Annotated in this window: 18 protein-coding genes; 11 read left to right on the top strand and 7 right to left on the bottom strand. The window is 63.6% G+C overall.

The window, feature by feature from the left end:
* Positions 1 to 96: 96 nt before the first annotated feature.
* Complete coding sequence (locus tag Q9246_RS16245; RefSeq protein WP_306391679.1) at positions 97 to 1,233, bottom strand: PilT/PilU family type 4a pilus ATPase; 1,137 nt, start codon at positions 1,231 to 1,233, stop codon at positions 97 to 99.
* 10 nt (positions 1,234 to 1,243) lie between these two features.
* Positions 1,244 to 2,287, bottom strand: coding sequence for a type IV pilus twitching motility protein PilT (locus Q9246_RS16240; protein ID WP_306391678.1), 1,044 nt, complete (start codon positions 2,285 to 2,287; stop codon positions 1,244 to 1,246).
* 78 nt (positions 2,288 to 2,365) lie between these two features.
* On the opposite strand from Q9246_RS16240, the gene Q9246_RS16235 reads away from it, so the two are divergent.
* Complete coding sequence (locus Q9246_RS16235; protein ID WP_306391677.1) at positions 2,366 to 3,067, top strand: YggS family pyridoxal phosphate-dependent enzyme; 702 nt, start codon at positions 2,366 to 2,368, stop codon at positions 3,065 to 3,067.
* Between the two features lie 15 nt (positions 3,068 to 3,082).
* A complete protein-coding gene (gene proC / locus Q9246_RS16230) occupies positions 3,083 to 3,895 on the top strand; it encodes a pyrroline-5-carboxylate reductase (protein ID WP_306391676.1) in 813 nt (270 codons plus the stop codon).
* Between the two features lie 232 nt (positions 3,896 to 4,127).
* Here the strand turns inward: proC and Q9246_RS16225 are convergent, their stop codons facing one another.
* The 4 genes from Q9246_RS16225 to ubiA are packed head-to-tail and all read right to left on the bottom strand — an operon-like array spanning position 4,128 to position 6,029.
* Positions 4,128 to 4,427, bottom strand: a complete 300-nt coding sequence (locus Q9246_RS16225; RefSeq protein ID WP_306391675.1) for a hypothetical protein — start codon at positions 4,425 to 4,427, stop codon at positions 4,128 to 4,130.
* Complete coding sequence (locus Q9246_RS16220; protein ID WP_306391674.1) at positions 4,411 to 4,794, bottom strand: phage holin family protein; 384 nt, start codon at positions 4,792 to 4,794, stop codon at positions 4,411 to 4,413. The genes Q9246_RS16225 and Q9246_RS16220 overlap by 17 nt, the downstream gene beginning before the upstream one ends.
* Positions 4,795 to 4,809: 15 nt before the next feature.
* Complete coding sequence (locus tag Q9246_RS16215) at positions 4,810 to 5,130, bottom strand: ElaB/YgaM/YqjD family protein (RefSeq protein ID WP_123069197.1); 321 nt, start codon at positions 5,128 to 5,130, stop codon at positions 4,810 to 4,812.
* Between the two features lie 44 nt (positions 5,131 to 5,174).
* Positions 5,175 to 6,029 carry a 4-hydroxybenzoate octaprenyltransferase gene (ubiA, locus tag Q9246_RS16210; protein WP_306391672.1) on the bottom strand — a complete coding sequence of 285 codons (855 nt, stop codon included), beginning with the start codon at positions 6,027 to 6,029 and terminating at the stop codon, positions 5,175 to 5,177.
* Between the two features lie 321 nt (positions 6,030 to 6,350).
* Between ubiA and Q9246_RS16205 the strand changes: the two genes are divergently transcribed.
* From Q9246_RS16205 to Q9246_RS16185, 5 genes are all read left to right on the top strand, one after another.
* Positions 6,351 to 7,844 (top strand): PhoX family protein, encoded by a 1,494-nt coding sequence (locus tag Q9246_RS16205; RefSeq protein WP_306391671.1) that lies wholly within the window; start codon positions 6,351 to 6,353, stop codon positions 7,842 to 7,844.
* 27 nt (positions 7,845 to 7,871) lie between these two features.
* Positions 7,872 to 8,444: a PEP-CTERM sorting domain-containing protein gene (locus Q9246_RS16200; protein WP_306391670.1), complete on the top strand. Its 573-nt coding sequence runs from the start codon at positions 7,872 to 7,874 to the stop codon at positions 8,442 to 8,444.
* 74 nt (positions 8,445 to 8,518) lie between these two features.
* The gene (locus Q9246_RS16195) at positions 8,519 to 9,124 is read left to right on the top strand and encodes a TetR/AcrR family transcriptional regulator (RefSeq protein WP_306391669.1); all 606 of its coding nucleotides are present in this window, start codon (positions 8,519 to 8,521) and stop codon (positions 9,122 to 9,124) included.
* Between the two features lie 13 nt (positions 9,125 to 9,137).
* Positions 9,138 to 11,192: a prolyl oligopeptidase family serine peptidase gene (locus tag Q9246_RS16190; protein ID WP_306391668.1), complete on the top strand. Its 2,055-nt coding sequence runs from the start codon at positions 9,138 to 9,140 to the stop codon at positions 11,190 to 11,192.
* Between the two features lie 126 nt (positions 11,193 to 11,318).
* Positions 11,319 to 12,995, top strand: coding sequence for a mechanosensitive ion channel family protein (locus Q9246_RS16185; protein WP_306391667.1), 1,677 nt, complete (start codon positions 11,319 to 11,321; stop codon positions 12,993 to 12,995).
* Here Q9246_RS16185 and Q9246_RS16180 read toward each other — a convergent pair.
* Positions 12,973 to 13,920 carry a LysR substrate-binding domain-containing protein gene (locus tag Q9246_RS16180; RefSeq protein WP_306391666.1) on the bottom strand — a complete coding sequence of 316 codons (948 nt, stop codon included), beginning with the start codon at positions 13,918 to 13,920 and terminating at the stop codon, positions 12,973 to 12,975. The genes Q9246_RS16185 and Q9246_RS16180 overlap by 23 nt on opposite strands.
* A 154-nt stretch (positions 13,921 to 14,074) precedes the next feature.
* Here Q9246_RS16180 and Q9246_RS16175 point away from each other — a divergent pair, with 154 nt between their 5' ends.
* The 4 genes from Q9246_RS16175 (at position 14,075) to Q9246_RS16160 (ending at position 16,882) form a co-directional block, all read left to right on the top strand.
* Positions 14,075 to 15,262 carry a PilT/PilU family type 4a pilus ATPase gene (locus Q9246_RS16175; protein WP_306391665.1) on the top strand — a complete coding sequence of 396 codons (1,188 nt, stop codon included), beginning with the start codon at positions 14,075 to 14,077 and terminating at the stop codon, positions 15,260 to 15,262.
* A gap of 20 nt (positions 15,263 to 15,282) precedes the next feature.
* Positions 15,283 to 15,756: a D-glycero-beta-D-manno-heptose 1-phosphate adenylyltransferase gene (gene rfaE2 / locus Q9246_RS16170; protein ID WP_306391664.1), complete on the top strand. Its 474-nt coding sequence runs from the start codon at positions 15,283 to 15,285 to the stop codon at positions 15,754 to 15,756.
* 125 nt (positions 15,757 to 15,881) lie between these two features.
* Positions 15,882 to 16,553 (top strand): suppressor of fused domain protein, encoded by a 672-nt coding sequence (locus Q9246_RS16165; RefSeq protein ID WP_306391663.1) that lies wholly within the window; start codon positions 15,882 to 15,884, stop codon positions 16,551 to 16,553.
* Between the two features lie 65 nt (positions 16,554 to 16,618).
* On the top strand, positions 16,619 to 16,882 hold the full coding sequence (locus tag Q9246_RS16160) for a hypothetical protein (protein ID WP_306391662.1): 264 nt from the start codon (positions 16,619 to 16,621) through the stop codon (positions 16,880 to 16,882).
* Positions 16,883 to 17,346: the final 464 nt, after the last annotated feature.

Raw genomic sequence — 17,346 nt, 5'->3', positions numbered from 1 at the left:
CGTGCTGGTGGCTGTGCAAAGGGCTTGGGTTCCCGCCTGCGCGGGAACGACGGGTCGGCGATGATGGTGAGGGGGGCGGTGGCTATATGCCAACCGTCAAATTAACCCCAGCTTCTCGGTCCCGCTCGAAAAATCGCGATTCTTCGCGTGCTTGCTATTGAGCTTGATGTTCAACCGCAAATCGTTCACCGAATCCGCATTGCGCAACGCATCTTCATAGGTGATCTTGTCCGTCTCGTAAAGGTCGAACAGCGCCTGATCAAACGTCTGCATGCCCAGCTCGCGCGACTTCTTCATGATCTCCTTGATTTCGTGCACCTCGCCCTTGAAGATCAGGTCTGAAATCAAGGGAGAGTTCAACAGGATCTCGATCGCCACCACCCGTCCCTTGGCTTCCTTCTTCGGAATCAGCCGCTGCGAGATCAGCCCTTTCAGATTGAGTGACAGATCCATCAGCAACTGCTGGCGGCGTTCTTCGGGGAAGAAGTTGATGATCCGGTCCAGCGCCTGGTTGGCGCTGTTGGCATGCAGGGTGGCCAGGCACAGGTGGCCGGTCTCGGCGAAGGCGATCGCGTGCTCCATCGTCTCGCGGTCGCGGATCTCGCCGATCTGGATCACGTCCGGCGCCTGGCGCAGCGAATTCTTGAGCGCCGCCTCGAAACTGTCGGTGTCGACGCCCACCTCGCGCTGCGTGATCACGCAATTGCGGTGCGGGTGGACGAATTCCACGGGGTCCTCGACCGTAATGATGTGGCCGTAGCTGTTCTCGTTGCGGTAGCCGACCATCGCCGCCAGCGTCGTCGACTTGCCCGAGCCGGTGGCGCCGACCATGATCACCAGGCCGCGCTTGGTCATCACGACGTCTTTCAGGGTGTCGGGCAGGTCGAGGTCTTCGAATTTGGGGATCGCGGTGGTGATGACGCGCAGCACCATGCCCACGCAACCCATCTGCATGAAGCTCGATACCCGGAAGCGACCCAGCTCGCCCGGCGTGATCGCGAAATTCGCTTCGCGCGTCAGTTCGAAGCCGGCCGCCTGCTTGTCGTTCATGATCGCGCGCGCCAGGTCGGCCGTGTGGCCGGCGGTAAGCGCCTGGCTCGACACCGGCGTCATGCGGCCGTCGATCTTGATCGCCGGCGGGAAGCCAGCGGTGATGAACAGGTCGGAGCCGCCCTTGCTGACCATCAGGCGCAGCAGGTCGAACATGAACTTGGATGCCTGGTCGCGTTCCATCGCGTTGTCCTTAGCCGAGGAAGTTTTCCGGGATCTTGGCCGCGGCGCGCGCGGCGCCGGTCGAGATCACGTTGCGGCGCACCAGCTCCGTCAGATTCTGGTCCAGCGTCTGCATGCCGACGTTGCTGCCGGTCTGGATCGCCGAATACATCTGGGCGATCTTGGCTTCGCGGATCAGGTTACGGATCGCCGGCGTGCCGATCATGATCTCGTGCGCCGCCACGCGCCCCGAGCCGTCCTTGGTCTTGAGCAGGGTTTGCGAGATCACGGCCTGCAGCGACTCGGACAGCATCGCGCGCACCATCTCTTTTTCTTCGGCCGGGAACACGTCCACGATACGGTCGATGGTCTTGGCCGCCGACGAGGTGTGCAGGGTGCCGAACACCAGGTGGCCGGTCTCGGCCGCCGACAGCGCCAGGCGGATGGTTTCCAGGTCGCGCAATTCGCCGACCAGGATCGCGTCCGGGTCTTCGCGCAGCGCCGAGCGCAGCGCGTTATTGAACGACAGCGTGTGCGGACCCACTTCGCGCTGGTTGATCAGGCATTTCTTGGAGTCGTGCACGAACTCGATCGGGTCCTCGATGGTGAGGATGTGGCCGTATTCGTTCTCGTTCAGGTGGTTGACCATCGCCGCCAGCGTGGTCGACTTGCCGGAGCCGGTCGGGCCGGTCACCAGCACCAGGCCGCGCGGCTTCATCGCCAGTTCGGCGAAGATCTTCGGCGCGTTCAGTTCCTCGAGCGTCAGGATCTTGGAGGGAATCGTACGCAGCACGGCCGAGGCGCCGCGTTCCTGGTTGAAGGCGTTGACGCGAAAACGCGCCAGGCCGGGAATCGCGAACGAGAAGTCGCACTCGAGCACTTCTTCGTACTGCTTGCGCTGGCCGTCGTTCATGATGTCATAGATCATGCCGTGCACGTCCTTGTGCTCGAGCGGCGGCAGGTTAATGCGGCGCACGTCGCCATGCACGCGGATCATCGGCGGCAGGCCGGCCGACAGGTGCAGGTCAGAGGCCTTGTTCTTGACCGAGAAGGCGAGTAGTTCCGAAATGTCCATTTATAATCCCTGTGCCGTCCGTAGCGCGTTTGTCATCATTGGCGCGCCACTCGAAAATATTTCCTATAGAAAATCATTATGTCCATAATCGCCGCTAACTTGCAAGCTGTCGAAGCGACAATCGGGGAGGCCGTCCAGGCCGCCGGACGCGCCCGGAGCGAGGTGCAATTGCTGGCTGTTTCCAAGACGTTTCCTGCGCAGGCGGTGCTCGAGGCGATGGCATCCGGGCAGACCGCCTTCGGCGAAAACTATCTGCAGGAAGCGCTCGACAAGATCGTGAACGTCGCGCAGGCGCAACCAGAAGCGCCGGTCGAATGGCATTTCATCGGCCCGATCCAGAGCAACAAGACGCGGCCGATTGCGGCAAACTTTCACTGGGTGCACACGGTCGAGCGCCTCAAGATCGCCCAGCGGCTGTCCGAACAGCGCCCGCCCGAGCTCGGCCCGCTGAATATCTGCCTGCAGGTGAACATCAGCGGCGAGGCCAGCAAGAGCGGCGCCACCGAGGCGGAGTTGCCCGAACTGGCGCGCGCCGTGGCGCAGTTGCCGAACCTGCGCCTGCGCGGCCTGATGGCGATTCCCGAACAGGCGACCGACCCCGCGCAGCAGCGCGCCGCCTTCGCCCGCCTGCGCCAGCTGCACGACGCCTTGCGCGCCGATGGCCTGGCGCTCGATACGCTATCGATGGGCATGTCGGGCGATACGACCGCGGCGATCGCGGAAGGCGCAACCATCGTGCGCATCGGCAGCGCCATCTTCGGCGCCCGCAATTACGATTAAAAACAAAGGGACAACATGCAGATCACCTTCATCGGCGGCGGCAATATGGCCGCGGCGCTCATCTCCGGCATCGTCAGGCAGGCCGGTTCGGGAACCAGTATCCACGTGGTCGACCGCAACTTGGAAGCGCTGGAACGCCTGTCGCAACAGTATGGCGTGCGCACGTCGACGGCGATCGACGACCAGGTGATGGAGAGCGAAGTCGTGGTGCTGGCGATCAAGCCGCAGCAGATGCGCGAGGTGGCGGCCGAGCTGGCGCCGCACCTGTCGCGCCAGCTGGTGCTGTCGATCGCGGCCGGCATCCGTAGCGCCGACCTGTCGCGCTGGTTGAACGGCTACGGCGCCATCGTGCGCACGATGCCGAACACGCCGGCCCTGATCGGCATGGGCGTGACCGGCCTGGCCGCCCAGCCGGGCGTCAGCGAGTCCCAGCGCCAGCAGGCCGACACGGTCATGCGCGCGGTCGGCAAGACCGTGTGGCTGGACGACGAGTCGCAGATCGATCCGGTGACGGCGGTGTCGGGCAGCGGGCCGGCCTACGTGTTCTTCTTCCTGGAAGCGATGCAGGAGGCGGCCAGCCAGATGGGCTTGAGCGCGGAACAGGGCAGGGAACTGGCGCTGGCCACGTTCACCGGCGCGGCGCAGCTGGCGGCGCAGTCGGATGAACCGGTCGAGGTGCTGCGCCAGCGCGTGACGTCGAAGGGCGGCACGACGCATGCGGCGATCAGCAGCATGGAGGCGGCTGGAGTAAAGGAAGCGATCGTCGCCGCGATGCAGGCGGCGGCGGCGCGCGGGAAAGAACTGGGCGAAGAGCTGGGAAGGGATTGAGCACTGCGTTCGCCGGTAGGGTGGACGGCTCCGCCGTCCACGCGGTGATGGTTATATGCTCCGCTCTCGCGCCGGATGATCTGGCGGCCAACCATCACCGCGTGGACGGGGAACCCGTCCACTCTACGACATTGCCGATCAAGGCTACTTTTCTTTACTAGAACGAAGAAAATCTTATTTTTCTTCATTCTGGCGCAGTTTTTTTTACAAAAATCCGCAGGTATGCCGCCGCTCAGTGAACCTCGAACTTCCTCCACCCCAGCACCGGCAACACCTGCTGCGCCAGTTTGTAGGCCGAGATGGCGCCGGTCACGGCGCCGACCACCCACTTCGGCTTGGTGACCAGGAAACCCAGTCCCAGGCCGGCAGCGGTCAGGAAAGCCGTCTTGTGCTGCGCCACGTAGCCCGTGGCGCCGCCCATCTCGGCCGGATGGCGCAGCAGCGCCACGTCGTGCGCCATCATGGCGCGCTGTTCGGCGCATTGCGCGGCCAGCAGCCGGCGCCGCGCTTCCAGTTCAAGCTTGCTGCTCATCGATCGGTTCTCCCTTGACGGCTTGCGCATCCTTGCGCAGTTCGGCCAGCGTGGCGGCCATGAGCGGCGGACGGGTCGCCAGGTCGCCGCGCACCTTGAAGTAGGCGAGCAGGCCGAGCAGGGCGAACAATCCGGTCATGCCGCCGATCGCCAGCAGGCGATGGGTGTCCCAGAACAGGACCAGCACGAACAGGATCGCCAGCAGCACCGCGACCACCGCGAAGAAGGCGGCTGCGACGCCCCAGGCCAGGTAGCCGACCAGGCGATGCGTTTCCTCCTGCAGCTCGATCGCTGCCAGTTCCAACCGTGTCCGCACCATGGCGAGCAGGTTGGCCCCGATTCTTCCGACGGTCGCGGAAAGCGTCATTGTCGTCCTTTGGTCTTATTTACGGGCGATCAGCATGCCGATCACGACGCCGATCGCGGCGCCCAGGCCGACCGACTTCCATGGATTGTCCTTGACGTACTCGTCGGTGGCCTTGGCGGCGACCTTGGTGCGCTCGACCACGGTTTCTTCGGCGTGGATCAGGCTGGTCTTGGCCGACGCCAGGGTCTGTTCGAACTTGACCTTCGCCGCCTTCAGCTCTTCGCCGGTCAGCTGGCCGCCGTTGCGCAGCCAGGATTCGGCGTCGTGGATCACGGTCTTCAGGTCGCTGACCAGTTGGTCGCGGGTGCCGGTCTGGGTCGGGATTTTTTCGATCATCGTGGGCCTCTTGTGTGTGGTGGGTGAATGCCTTTTGGACAATATTAACCTAATGCATAGTCGAGCGCGACACCAATGAACAGTGCGGCCCCCAGCCAGTTGTTGTGACGGAAGGCCTTGAAGCACTTCATGCGGTCGCGATCGCGGATCAGGGTGTAGTGGTACAGGGCGATGCAACCCGCCGCCACGATGCCGCCGACGAACCACCAGCGCAGGCCCAGCGACCAGCCGCACAGCAGCAGGATCGCCAGCGAGGCGCCGTAGCACAGCATGATCGCGGCCACGTCGAAGCGGCCGAAGGTGATGGCCGAGGTACGCATGCCGAGCTTGAGGTCGTCGTCGCGGTCGACCATGGCGTAGGCGGTGTCGTAGGCCACGGCCCAGAACACATTCGCCACCAGCAGCCACCAGGCCACGGCCGGCACCTGGCCCTGCACGGCGGCAAAGCCCATCGGGATGCCGAAGCCGAAGGCGATGCCGAGATAGGCCTGCGGGATCGCGAAGAAGCGTTTGAAATAGGGATAGGTGCCGGCCACCACCACCGCCACCACCGACAGCTGCTTGGTCAGCGTGTTCAGCGGCAGGATCAACAGGAACGAGACGATGGCCAGCACCGCCGCTACCATCACCGCTTCCTTGCCGCTGATCTTGCCGCTGGTGAGCGGGCGGTCGACGGTGCGCTTGACGTGGCGGTCGAAGTCGCGGTCGGCATAGTCGTTGATGGCGCAGCCGGCGGACCGCATCAGGGCCGTGCCGATGATAAAGATCGCCAGGATCTGCAGGTCCGGCACGCCGCCGGAAGCCATCCAGAGTGCCCACAGGGTAGGCCACAGCAGCAGGAGGATGCCGATCGGCTTGTCGGCCCGGACCAGGCGGAAATAGAGCGCCAGCTTGTTCATGGTGAATCGCGTCTTGTCATGCAAGAACTGTTGAGCAGGAAGCAGCGATTCTAGCCCCTTTGGCGCGGCGGCGGCTACGGCGTCCCGTGCATACGGCTCACATCCATGGTGCATGACATCGCGGCGTATTTATCGTATCGCGAATACATGATTATTGTCTTTTTGTCGTCATGGATTTGACATTTTTGTTTGTTTTAATGCATCAGTCCATGCCGGGGGTGGCAGGGACCAGGCGGGCCCATTTCCCCAGTTTCACGGGCGCCAGCCAACGACACCAGACGCCGGACCACCGGCCCGATCCTACTCTTCGAGGAACTCAGCATGAACGAACACGATATGTCGCCGTCGCGGCGCAACCTGCTCAAGAGCATGTCCGCACTGCCTTTCGTCGGCGCCTTCGCCGCCCTGCACGCGCGCGAGGCGGCCGCCGCCAACGGCAATACCGCCCTGGTCGACAGCCCGTATGGCCCGATCGCCCCGGTGAACGACCTGAGCACCGGCTTGCCGCTGCTGCAACTGCCGCCCGGCTTCAGCTACAAGAGCTACGGCTGGCGCGGCGACACGATGAGCGATGGCCGTCCCTGCCCGGGCGGCCACGACGGCATGGGCGTGATCGTCACCCGCAAGGTCGGCCGCAGCACCGAGCAGGTGTTGGTGCGCAATCATGAAATCAGCGGTAGTGCCGCTAGCAATTTCATCAACGCCTTTGGCCTCTACGACACCGGCAATGTGAGCAACAGCTCGGTCAACCGTTCCTGCGGCGGCACCACCAATCTGGTGTTCCGCGACGGTAACTGGATTAGCATGACCCCGAGCCTGGGCGGTACCCAGCAGAACTGTGCCGGCGGCATCACGCCCTGGGGCACCTGGCTGACCTGCGAAGAGATCGGCTCCGACACCGTCAGCGCCGGCGGCAAGAAGCACGGCTATGTGTTCGAGGTGACGGCCGATCCGCAACAGGTCAGCGGCCAGCCGATCGTCAATATGGGCCGCTACGCGCACGAGGCTGCCGCCGTCGATCCGACCAACTGCAACGTCTACCTGACCGAGGATTCGTCGGGCAAGTCGGGCTTCTATCGCTATATCCCGGACATCAAGACCGGCGCGCCAGGTTCGCTGGCCATGGGCGGCGTGCTCGAGATGGCCAAGGTCAAGGGCCGCAACAACGTCAACCTGGCGGTCGCGTCGGTCGACGACACCTATGAGCTGGAGTGGGTATCGATCGCCAACCCGGACGCCAATCGCGGCAACGCCACCGGCCCCAACGGCCAGACGATCACGGGCGCCGCCGGGCCTTTCGTGCAGGGCTGGACCAAGGGCGCGCTGCGCATGAACCGCGGCGAAGGCATCTGGTATGCCCAGGGCAAGATGTACGTGATGGACACCTCGGGCGGTCCGGTCAGCCGCGGCGCGATCTGGGAACTCGACCTGGCCAGCCAGGTCCTCACATGCATCTACTCGAGCCCGAGCCAATTGGTGGGCAATATGGGCGACAACCTGACCGTCAGCCCGCGCAACGCGATCCTGATCTGCGAGGATTCGTCGAGCGCCATCACCGACCACTTCGGCTACGGCCAGCGCCTGATGGGCCTGACGAGCGCCGGCGATGCCTACATCTTCGCCAAGAACAATATCAACGTCACCGCGGCGCAATTGCAGGGGGCCGGCAAGCTGGCCTCGCTCGCCGGCGACCAGCGCGGCAACGAATTCGCCGGCGCCTGCTTCGACCCGACCGGCCGCCACCTGTTCGTCAACATCCAGACCCCGGGCGTGACGTTCGCGATCACCGGTCCGTGGGCCAAGGGACCGCTGTAACCGTCAATCCAATAAGGGAAACCAATCATGAGCATGAATAAATTCGCCGTCGCCGCCGCCATCGCCATCAGCGCGCTGGCCTTTTCGGGCTCCGCCAATGCCGTCATCCTGACCGGCAGCACGGGCGCCAATAGCGTGACCGACTACAGCGAGGCCGGCCTCGTGTCGTTCGACCTCGACCTGCACGATTTCAGCACCACCACCCTGAACTTCGTGCTGGAAGAAGGCGACCTGGCCGGCCCGCTGAGCTTCAACGCCATCGTGCGCAACCTGGTGGGCCTGTCGATGTACCAGTTCAGCTTCGTCCTGCAAGGCATCGGCTATGCGGCGCCGGGCAGCGTGGACTCGTTCTCGGGCGCCCAGGCCAGCCATACGAGCAACACCGCCGTCGTCAAGTTCCCCCTGGGCGAAACGACCGATCTGTTGTTCGGCAATCCGACCCTGGTCGACGGCAGCAGCGACTGGCTGCTCGACACCACCGGGCTGTCGGCCGGCGACAGCTTCTCGATCGTGGCGCAGGTGCCGGAACCGTCGACCGTGGCCATGATGCTGCCGCTGATGGCCGGCCTGCTGCTGGCGCGCCGCCGCAAGCGCGACTGAGCACGATAGCCTGGTCATTTGACAGCGCTGGCACTAAGTGACATATTTAACGTCACTTAGTGATAGGAGGTTCGATGCAGCAGGCAGCAAGACTGGACGTATCGCGCCACGCGGCCCGGCTGTTCGTGGAGCGTGGCGTGGCCGGCGCCAGCGGCGACGACATCGCCGCCGCGGCAGGCCTGTCGAAGCGCACGGTGTGGCGTTATTTTCGCAACAAGGAAAGCTGCGTCGAGCCGCTGTTCGACGCGACCTCGCTCCGGTTCATCGCGCTGCTGCGGGACTGGCCGCGCACCGTTTCGATCGAGGCGTGGCTGCAGGCCTGCCTGGGCGCCGAACGGCGCTCGGCGCAAGAGCTGGCCGACGACGTGCTGGCCGTGCGCCTGCTGGCCCTGCTGCCGGACGAGCCGGACCTGCGCTGCGCCTGGTTGATGTCCGTCCAGCGCGCCGAAGAGGCGTTGGCCGCGGTCGTCGCCGAACGCCTGGAGCGTTCCAGCAAGGACGCCGAGGTGCGGCTGTGCGCCGCCACCGTCATGGCCGCGATCCGCGTGGTCGACGAGACCATCAGCATCGCCGCCGTGCGGCACCGCCAGGCCTTCACCATCCAGGACGTGATCGAACGCCTGGCCCGCGCCATCCGCGCGGCCAGCACGCTGCCGATCTGCGATCCGGTCACCACCTGAAAGGAGAGCAGCCATGCATGTACCCGTCTATCCCGCCACCCGCCGCGTCGACGTCGTCGATACCATGTTCGGCCACCGGGTCGCCGACCCCTATCGCTGGCTGGAAGCCGATGCCCGTAGCGACCGCGAGGTCGCGGCCTGGATCGTGGAGCAAAACGCCGCAACCCAGACCTGCCTGGCGAACCTGCCCGGCCGCGAGGTCTTTCGCGCGCGCCTGAAGGCGCTGCAGGACCACGAGAAATTCACGGTCCCGCGCGAGCGCGGCGGCCGCTATTTCTATACCCGCAATCCCGGCCTCGAGAACCAGGCCGCGCTGCTGGTGCGCGATGGCGTCGACGGCCGCGACCAGGTGCTGATCGACCCGAATGCCTGGTCCGAGCATGGCACGCTTGCCCTGGCCGAGTGGGCGCCATCGGATGACGGCGCCTTGCTGGCCTATGCGGTGCAGCAGGATGGCGCCGACTGGCGCACGATTCGCGTGATCGATGTCGCCAGCGGCGATGTGCTCGGCGACGAACTCGCCTGGGCGCGCTTCACGACGATCGCCTGGGCGGCGGACGGCGCCGGCTTCTTCTATACGCGCTATCCCGAGCCGACGGCGGGCGATGCCGCGCTGGCCGGCCACGCCGTCTATTTCCACCGACTGGGCACGCCGCAAGAGAGCGACCGGCTGCTGTATGCGACGCCGGATCGACCCGAGCTGTTGCACTTCATCGAAGTGACGAGGGACGGGCGCTACGCGCTGATTACGTCCACCCCCGGCGTCCAGGCCAACAGCCTGGTCGTCATCGACCTCGCGGATGAACGCTGGCCGGCGCGCACCGTGGTCGATCACTTCGACGCCGAGTGGTCGCCGCTCGACGTCGCCGGCGATACGCTCTACCTGCTGACCAGCGACGGCGCCGAGCGGCGCCGGATCGCGACCCTCGACCTGGCCGACCCCGAGGCCGCGCCGCGCCCACTGGTGCCCGAAGACAGCGCCGTGCTGGGCGATGCACGCCTGGTCGGCGGCCGCCTGGTTGGTACCTACCTGGCCGACGTCAAGACCGAGCTGCGACGCTTTACGCTCGATGGCAGGCCGGATGGCGTCGTCCCGCTGCCCGGCATCGGCAGCGCGGGCGGCTTCCAGGGGCATCCGGACGTCAATGAAGCCTTCTTCGTGTTCACCAGCTTCAATGCGCCGACCACGATTCTTCGCTACGACGTTGCCGCCAATACGGCCGCCGTGTGGGCGGCGCCGACCGTCGACGCCGACCTGGCGCACATCGCGGTCGAACAGCGCTTCTATGCGTCGAAGGACGGCACCCGGGTGCCGATGTTCCTGATCCGGCGCAGCGACGTGACTGGTCCGGCGCCGACCCTGCTGCACGGCTACGGCGCCTTCGGCATCAGCATGGTCTCGTTCTACGAGCCGACCCTGCTGGCCTGGATCGAGCAGGGCGGGGTGGTGGCGATCGCCAATATCCGCGGCGGGGGTGAATACGGCAAGGCCTGGCATGCCGCAGCGCGCGGGGACAACAAGCAGGCCACCTTCGACGACTTTATTGCCGCCGCCGAGTATCTGCACGCCGAGCGGATCGTGACCCCGGACGGCCTGGCGATCCACGGCGAATCGGGCGGCGGCCTGCTGGTGGGCGCGGTCGTCAACCAGCGTCCCGAGCTGTTCGCGGCGGCCTTGCCGGGCGTCGGCGTGATGGACATGCTGCGCTTCGCCCGATTCACGGGCGGACGCCTGTGGATGGGCGAGTTCGGCGACCCGGCTGTCGAGGCGCCGTTCCGCACCCTGCTGGCCTACTCGCCCTACCACAATGTGGCGGCCGGCAAGCGCTATCCGGCCATCCTCGCCACCACGGCCGATACCGACGACCGGGTCGTGCCGGCCCATACCTTCAAGTACATCGCGGCGCTGCAGGAGGCCGACCCCGCCACGCGTCCGCACCTGGTGCGCATCGACATCCAGGCCGGCCATGGCGCCGGCAAGCCGACTGCCAAGGCCATCGAGGAGATGGCCGACAAATGGGCGTTTGCCGCCCATTGGACCGGCTTGAAGGTGGAGGCAAGGCAATAGTGTGGGGGCGGCCCCGGCCGGATGCTAGACTTTGCTGAACGGACATCAGGTGTCCGTTTTCAATTTCTGCTTCTACCATTTTGTACCGCATCAGCCAGATGCCCAGTCAGAGGAGTCGACTTGCTTATGCGTCTTCACTTACGTTTCCTGATCCTGTTGCTCGTCGCCTTGGCGACGCCACTTTCACTCACGGCCTATGCCGCCGGCCAGGCCGAAGAAGCGGCCCCGGCCGAAGAGGTCATCCCCGACGCGCTCAAGCGCGAGACGCCGCGTTCGATGGTGTCGGGCCTGATTTCCGCCCTGGCCGAACCTGATTACGACCGCGCCGCCCAGTACCTCGACGTGCCGGCCGGGACCAATCGCCAGCGCACGAATGCCATCACCCAGGCCCGCAACTTCCACGCGCTGCTCGACAACGGCGGTTCGCTGCAGTCCTTCGTCGTGCTGTCGAACGAGGCCATCGGCAAGATCGACGACGACCTGCCGGCCGAGCAAGAGAACGTCGGCGTGCTGACCATCCAGGACCGCAAGGTGCCGATCCTGCTGACCCGCGGCCAGGACGGCGACCACCAGGTCTGGCGCGTGGCGCGCGAGACGATCGACCAGGTCGCGCAGGCGGCGCGCCAGGAACCGGTGGTGCAGGAGCCCGACAAGAACGAATTCAGCGTTGCCGGCGCGCCGCTCAAGGACTGGGCGATGCTGATCGGCCTGGGCATCCTGATCTTCGGCGGCCTGTGGACGGTGGCGGCGCTGATCGTCGCCGCCATGCGCCGGCTGGTGCCCGACGCCGCCGCCAACGGGCTGGTGCGTTTCATGGAAGCGGCGCTGCCTCCGGCCAGCCTGTTGATCGCGGTCGGCCTGTTCTACAGCTGGGCCGAACGGCTGCCGGTGTCGATCGTCGCCCGCACGACCCTGCTGCGCTATACCGGCATCGTGTCGGTCATCGCGCTGGTGTGGTTCGGCCTGCGCCTGATCGACGCGGTGGCCGAACTGGCCACCGCGCGCATGCAGCGCAGCCAGCGGCGCCAGGTGGTGGCCGTGATCACGCTGGCGCGGCGCGCGGCCAAGATCCTGTTGCTGATATTCTCGGGCATCGCCATCCTCGGCACTTTCGGCATCGACGTCACCACCGGGATCGCGGCCCTCGGTATCGGCGGTATCGCGCTGGCGCTGGGCGCCCAGAAGACGGTGGAAAACCTGGTCGGCAGCGTCACCGTGATCGCCGACAAGCCGCTGCAGGTGGGCGACTTCATCAAGGTCGGCGACGTGGTCGGCACCGTGGAAGACGTGGGCATCCGCTCGACCCGCATCCGCACCGGCGAGCGCACCGTCGTCACGATCCCCAACGGCGACCTGTCGGCGCGCCAGATCGAGAACTTCGCGGCGCGCGACCGCTTCCTGTTCAATCCGACCATCGCGGTGCCGCTCGGTACCTCGTCGGCCAAGCTGAAGGAAGCGATCAGCATCGTCCAGCAGGTGCTGACCGAGCAGAAGAACATGGCCGAGGGCCATCGCGCGCGGCTGGGCAGCATCAACGATCGCGCCTTCAATATCGACGTGTTCTCGTACATCGACGTGCGCGAGTTCGATACCCAGGTCATCATCCGCGAAAACCTGCTGCTGACGATCCACGAGCGGCTGGAAGCGGCCGGCATCGACTTCGCGTTCCCGACCCAGAAGATCGTGTTCACGCGCGAGCAATCGGCCGGGGCCAGGGAGCAGCAGGGCGGTCCCGGCGAGGGGGCCGCGAACGACACCGGACTGGTGACGCTGGATAAGACTATGCCGCCGCCTCGAGCGTGACCATCTCCACCCCCGGCAGGTGGCATTCGCCCACCGCGCGCACCACCGCGTCGATCGCGGCGCGGCGGGTGAAGCTCTTGCGCCAGGCGATCACCACGCGGCGTGACGGCGCTGGCGGCAGGAAGGGCACATAGGTCAGCAGGCCGTTCGGGTCTTTCATGTCGGCCACCGAGGCGCGCGGAAGCACGGTCAGGCCGATGCCGCTGGCGACCATGTGGCGGATCGTCTCGAGCGACGAGCCTTCGAAGGTGCGCTGCATGCCGTTGCCGGCCGCCGGCGCCGAGAAGCGCGCCATCTCCGGACACACTTCGAGCACCTGGTCGCGGAAGCAGTGGCCGGCGCCGAGCAGCAGCATGGTTTCGCTTTTCAGGTCTTCGGCCGAGATTTCCTTGCGATTCGCCCACGGGTGGCTGCGCGGCATGGCCACGATGAAGGGTTCGTCGTACAGCGGCTGCACCGACATGCCATGGTCGGGCAGCGGCAGCGCCATGATGGCGGCATCGAGCTCGCCCTGGCGCAGCAGTTCCAGCAGTTTATGGGTGTAGTTCTCTTGCAGCACCAGCGGCATTTGCGGCACGGTGTCGATCAGGTTCTTGACCAGCGGCGGCAGCAGGTAGGGCCCGATCGTATAGATCACGCCCAGGCGCAGCGGACCGGCCAGTGGATCCTTGTTCTGCTTGGCGAGCTCCTTGATGGCGGCGGTCTGTTCCAGCACGCGCTCGGCCTGGGCCACGATCTGGGCACCCAGCGGCGTCACGGAGACTTCGGAGCCGCCGCGCTCGAACAAGGTCACGCCCAGCTCGTCCTCGAGCTTCTTGATGGCGACGGACAGGGTAGGCTGGGCCACGAAGCAGGCCTCGGCCGCATGGCCGAAGTGTTTGGCGCGGGCGACGGCGACAATGTATTTCAGCTCGGTCAGTGTCATGTTATGTGTCTCGGGTAGGCGCACCGACAGTCTCGCCCCAGTCGGGCAGACCGGGCGGCAGACCCGTATTAGCCATGAAATAATAGTTTAACGAGAATCATAGTCGATATAATTGCCTCGCAGGCTACAAGCCTGCAATTATTGAAAGGCCCGCATGTCTGCGACGTTCGGCCCGGCGGAAGCCCAGGCCTATATCCACAAGCTTCTTACCGTGATGCACCACCAGGGCGGCTCCGATCTCTTCATCTCGGCTGACTTTCCTCCGAGCATCAAGCACCAGGGGGCGATGAAGGCGCTCAGCCAGCAGCGCCTGTCGGGCGAGGTCACGCGCGCGCTCGCGCTGTCGATCATGAACGAACGCCAGCGCGCGGAGTTCGAGACCGAGATGGAGTGCAATTTCGCGATCTCGCTGCCGGGCGTGTGCCGTTTTCGCGTCAACGTCTATGTGCAGCAGCAGAGTGTGGGCATGGTGGTGCGTACGATTGCGTCCGAGATCCCCAACTTCGAGAAGCTCGACCTGCCCGAGGTGCTGAAGGACGTGGTGATGACCAAGCGCGGCCTGGTGCTGGTGGTTGGCGGCACCGGGTCCGGCAAGTCGACTACCTTGGCGGCGATGATCGACTACCGCAACAGCAATTCGGCTGGCCATATCATCACGGTGGAAGATCCGGTGGAGTATGTCCACAAGAACAAGAACTGCCTGGTGACGCACCGCGAAGTCGGCGTCGATACGCTGTCTTGGCACCATGCGCTGAAGAACACGCTACGTCAGGCGCCGGACGTGATCCTGATCGGCGAGATCCGCGATACCGAGACCATGGAACATGCGATCGCCTTTGCCGAGACTGGGCACCTGTGCCTTGGCACGCTGCACGCGAATAATGCGAACCAGACGATGGATAGGATCATCAACTTCTTCCCGGAAGAGCGGCGCAACCAGCTGCTGATGGATTTGTCGTCGAACCTGCGCGCCATCGTTTCGCAGCGACTGGTGCGCACCGAGGATGGCAAGGGCCGCAAGGCGGCCATCGAAATCCTGCTGAACACGCCGACTATCGGCGAGATGATCCTCAAAGGGAACTTCCATAGCATCAAGGAGATCATGCACAAGTCGCGCGAGCTTGGCATGTGCACCTTTGATCAGGCCTTGTTCGAGCTGTATAACAAGGGGTTGATCAGCTACGACGAGGCGATCCGCAATGCGGATTCGGCCAATGGTCTGCGACTGCAGATCAAGTTGTCGGGTGAGCGCAGGGAGCCCAGCGCTGGCGTCGCGGCGCGGCCGGCCGAGCTGTCGATGGCGATCGAGGAAGAGCCCGACGAAGAACCTCCAAAACACTGACATTCGTTTTATTTAATTTCATGCCTTCATTTGAAAATAAGATATGCACGCGCGCCGAGCTGGCTGCGCGTATCGCTGCATTGCCGCAACCGGTCGTGCTGACCAATGGCGTGTTCGACATCCTGCACCGAGGTCACGTGACTTACCTGGCGCAGGCGCGTGAGCTGGGTGGTTCGCTGGTAGTGGCGGTGAATACCGATGCGTCGGTCAAGCGCCTGGGCAAGGGCGACGACCGTCCGCATAACACGCTGGCCGACCGCATGGCGGTGCTGGCGGCGCTTGAATCGGTGGCGCTGGTAGTTGAGTTCGACGAGGATACGGCGCTGGAAGTGGTGCAGGAGGGACGGCCCGATATCTATGCCAAGGGCGGTGATTACGTCATGGATCAGATCCCGGAGGGGCAGGCGGTGCTGGCCTATGGGGGCAGGGCGGTGGCGATCGATTTCGAGCATGATCGGTCTACGACCAAGCTGGTGGCGCGCATTCGGGGTTAAGGGCGCCTGACAAAACCTCTGTCCGTCATGATTAGAACATCTGGCTACACTGAACTGTGCCGATGGTCCGCACTCGGCCAAGAGCAGACCTTGGCACATCCAATCCTACTTATTGAGAAATTCCCTTGAGTTCACTTGAAGAAGTTTGGGCGTACAGAGAAGAGACCTTGTATCCGGCGCTCTTTGGTGAGATGTGTAGAGGTATTTTCCCGTTGAATGCCGAGCTGTTCTCAAACACCTTTGGGCAAGAAGAAGTCGATCCGCGCTGGTTGCACCTTGGGGTCCTGGAGTACGGACCGACTCCCAATAGATCTTCCTGGCTGTATGTATCTTCAGGAGGGTCTACGCCGTGGGAGACCGAGCCTGACGAATACGATGTCGATGCCTATTCCTGGCTAGGTGTCGAGTTTGTCATTGAAGCGCCGTCACAGGCGGATTGGCCTATCCGCGTGTTACAACGCGTACTGGCTTACCAAGTGCTGTTGGCACATGGGCGGCTTGGCGACTATTCCCCTTTGGATTACGGTCATCGTCTCCCGGTTGGCGGAACGGTAGACGGCAGTACAAGTTCAGAATTAACCTGTCTGGCTATCGCAAAGCCAACACATTATCCCTCTTTAGCCCAGCTACCATCCGGGAAATTCGATTTCTTGCACGTCGTTGGCATCACCGAGCAAGAGCGCGATTTCGCGAAAGCGACATCTACTGCGGAGTTGATTGCACAGCTGATGTCAAATAAGGCTTTCCCAGTTACAGACCCGGCCCGACCCGGAACGTCGTTGTCGACAGACGGCTAACGGCCAGAAGCGGACATTCGTCAGGGTAGCGCCAAAATGTTACGTACAATCTAAAGCCGTGAACTATGAAACTCGATCTCTCTCGAATTCCGCCTGAGTTGCACCACTTGATCAGTCTCGTTGAAAAGTATGCAGTTTTCGATGACTGGATACGCGAAGACCTCGTCAGAAATTTATCGCCCGAAGAGAAAAGAGCATTACAAAGAGCTGTGAACGAATGCGACGACGCATTTGATCTATGGTTGGCTGGTCCGGAAGCTTCAGGTCCGAGCTACTCGCAGGAATACATTGCATTCAGTATTCTTCGCATGGTTGCGGATTCTATGTAAATCCTTCGCTGCAATCTACGTCCGACTAGCTACGTCTGCTTTGGGTCGGTTGCGGACGTTCGTGACACTCCGCGAGATTTTTACCGCGGCAACATGCTTAGCTGGCCCAATCGTCCGCAATCAGTCAAAATCAGTCGTCAACATAGCTCCTTTTATTGTCAGCCGAGCTACGACCCACAGCTTTGTCCCTGTGTGTTGCAAAAATGAAATACTTGTGTCAGCCTTATTGGCTATTACACCGTTTCCCGCTTTTGAGGAAAGCCTAGTTGTGAAAAAGATCGTTCAAGAAGCAACGTTGTATTACAAGACGCTCCCGTTGTCCTGCCGCGTGCTGGTCCACGGCACAATCATCGTTGCAGTGCTAAATTTGGCAGTCAAAGTTGGCGAAACAATTGGACGCGCGTTTTATTATTTCACACACTAAAACCCGAAGCAGTGACACGTGCTCACATGACTTAGCTTCA

This window comes from Telluria beijingensis (assembly GCF_030770395.1).
Taxonomy (GTDB): Bacteria; Pseudomonadota; Gammaproteobacteria; order Burkholderiales; family Burkholderiaceae_D; genus Telluria; species Telluria beijingensis.
This window is presented reverse-complemented; position numbering and strand designations above follow the sequence as displayed.

Excerpts from the sequence above, each read along its gene's own strand:
- Q9246_RS16245 (WP_306391679.1), bottom strand. The coding sequence starts at position 1,233 with ATGGAACGCGACCAGGCATCCAAGTTCATGTTCGACCTGCTGCGCCTG.
- Q9246_RS16240 (WP_306391678.1), bottom strand. The coding sequence starts at position 2,287 with ATGGACATTTCGGAACTACTCGCCTTCTCGGTCAAGAACAAGGCCTCT.
- Q9246_RS16235 (WP_306391677.1), top strand. The coding sequence starts at position 2,366 with ATGTCCATAATCGCCGCTAACTTGCAAGCTGTCGAAGCGACAATCGGG.
- proC (WP_306391676.1), top strand. The coding sequence starts at position 3,083 with ATGCAGATCACCTTCATCGGCGGCGGCAATATGGCCGCGGCGCTCATC.
- Q9246_RS16225 (WP_306391675.1), bottom strand. The coding sequence starts at position 4,427 with ATGAGCAGCAAGCTTGAACTGGAAGCGCGGCGCCGGCTGCTGGCCGCG.
- Q9246_RS16220 (WP_306391674.1), bottom strand. The coding sequence starts at position 4,794 with ATGACGCTTTCCGCGACCGTCGGAAGAATCGGGGCCAACCTGCTCGCC.
- Q9246_RS16215 (WP_123069197.1), bottom strand. The coding sequence starts at position 5,130 with ATGATCGAAAAAATCCCGACCCAGACCGGCACCCGCGACCAACTGGTC.
- ubiA (WP_306391672.1), bottom strand. The coding sequence starts at position 6,029 with ATGAACAAGCTGGCGCTCTATTTCCGCCTGGTCCGGGCCGACAAGCCG.
- Q9246_RS16205 (WP_306391671.1), top strand. The coding sequence starts at position 6,351 with ATGAACGAACACGATATGTCGCCGTCGCGGCGCAACCTGCTCAAGAGC.
- Q9246_RS16200 (WP_306391670.1), top strand. The coding sequence starts at position 7,872 with ATGAGCATGAATAAATTCGCCGTCGCCGCCGCCATCGCCATCAGCGCG.
- Q9246_RS16195 (WP_306391669.1), top strand. The coding sequence starts at position 8,519 with ATGCAGCAGGCAGCAAGACTGGACGTATCGCGCCACGCGGCCCGGCTG.
- Q9246_RS16190 (WP_306391668.1), top strand. The coding sequence starts at position 9,138 with ATGCATGTACCCGTCTATCCCGCCACCCGCCGCGTCGACGTCGTCGAT.
- Q9246_RS16185 (WP_306391667.1), top strand. The coding sequence starts at position 11,319 with ATGCGTCTTCACTTACGTTTCCTGATCCTGTTGCTCGTCGCCTTGGCG.
- Q9246_RS16180 (WP_306391666.1), bottom strand. The coding sequence starts at position 13,920 with ATGACACTGACCGAGCTGAAATACATTGTCGCCGTCGCCCGCGCCAAA.
- Q9246_RS16175 (WP_306391665.1), top strand. The coding sequence starts at position 14,075 with ATGTCTGCGACGTTCGGCCCGGCGGAAGCCCAGGCCTATATCCACAAG.
- rfaE2 (WP_306391664.1), top strand. The coding sequence starts at position 15,283 with ATGCCTTCATTTGAAAATAAGATATGCACGCGCGCCGAGCTGGCTGCG.
- Q9246_RS16160 (WP_306391662.1), top strand. The coding sequence starts at position 16,619 with ATGAAACTCGATCTCTCTCGAATTCCGCCTGAGTTGCACCACTTGATC.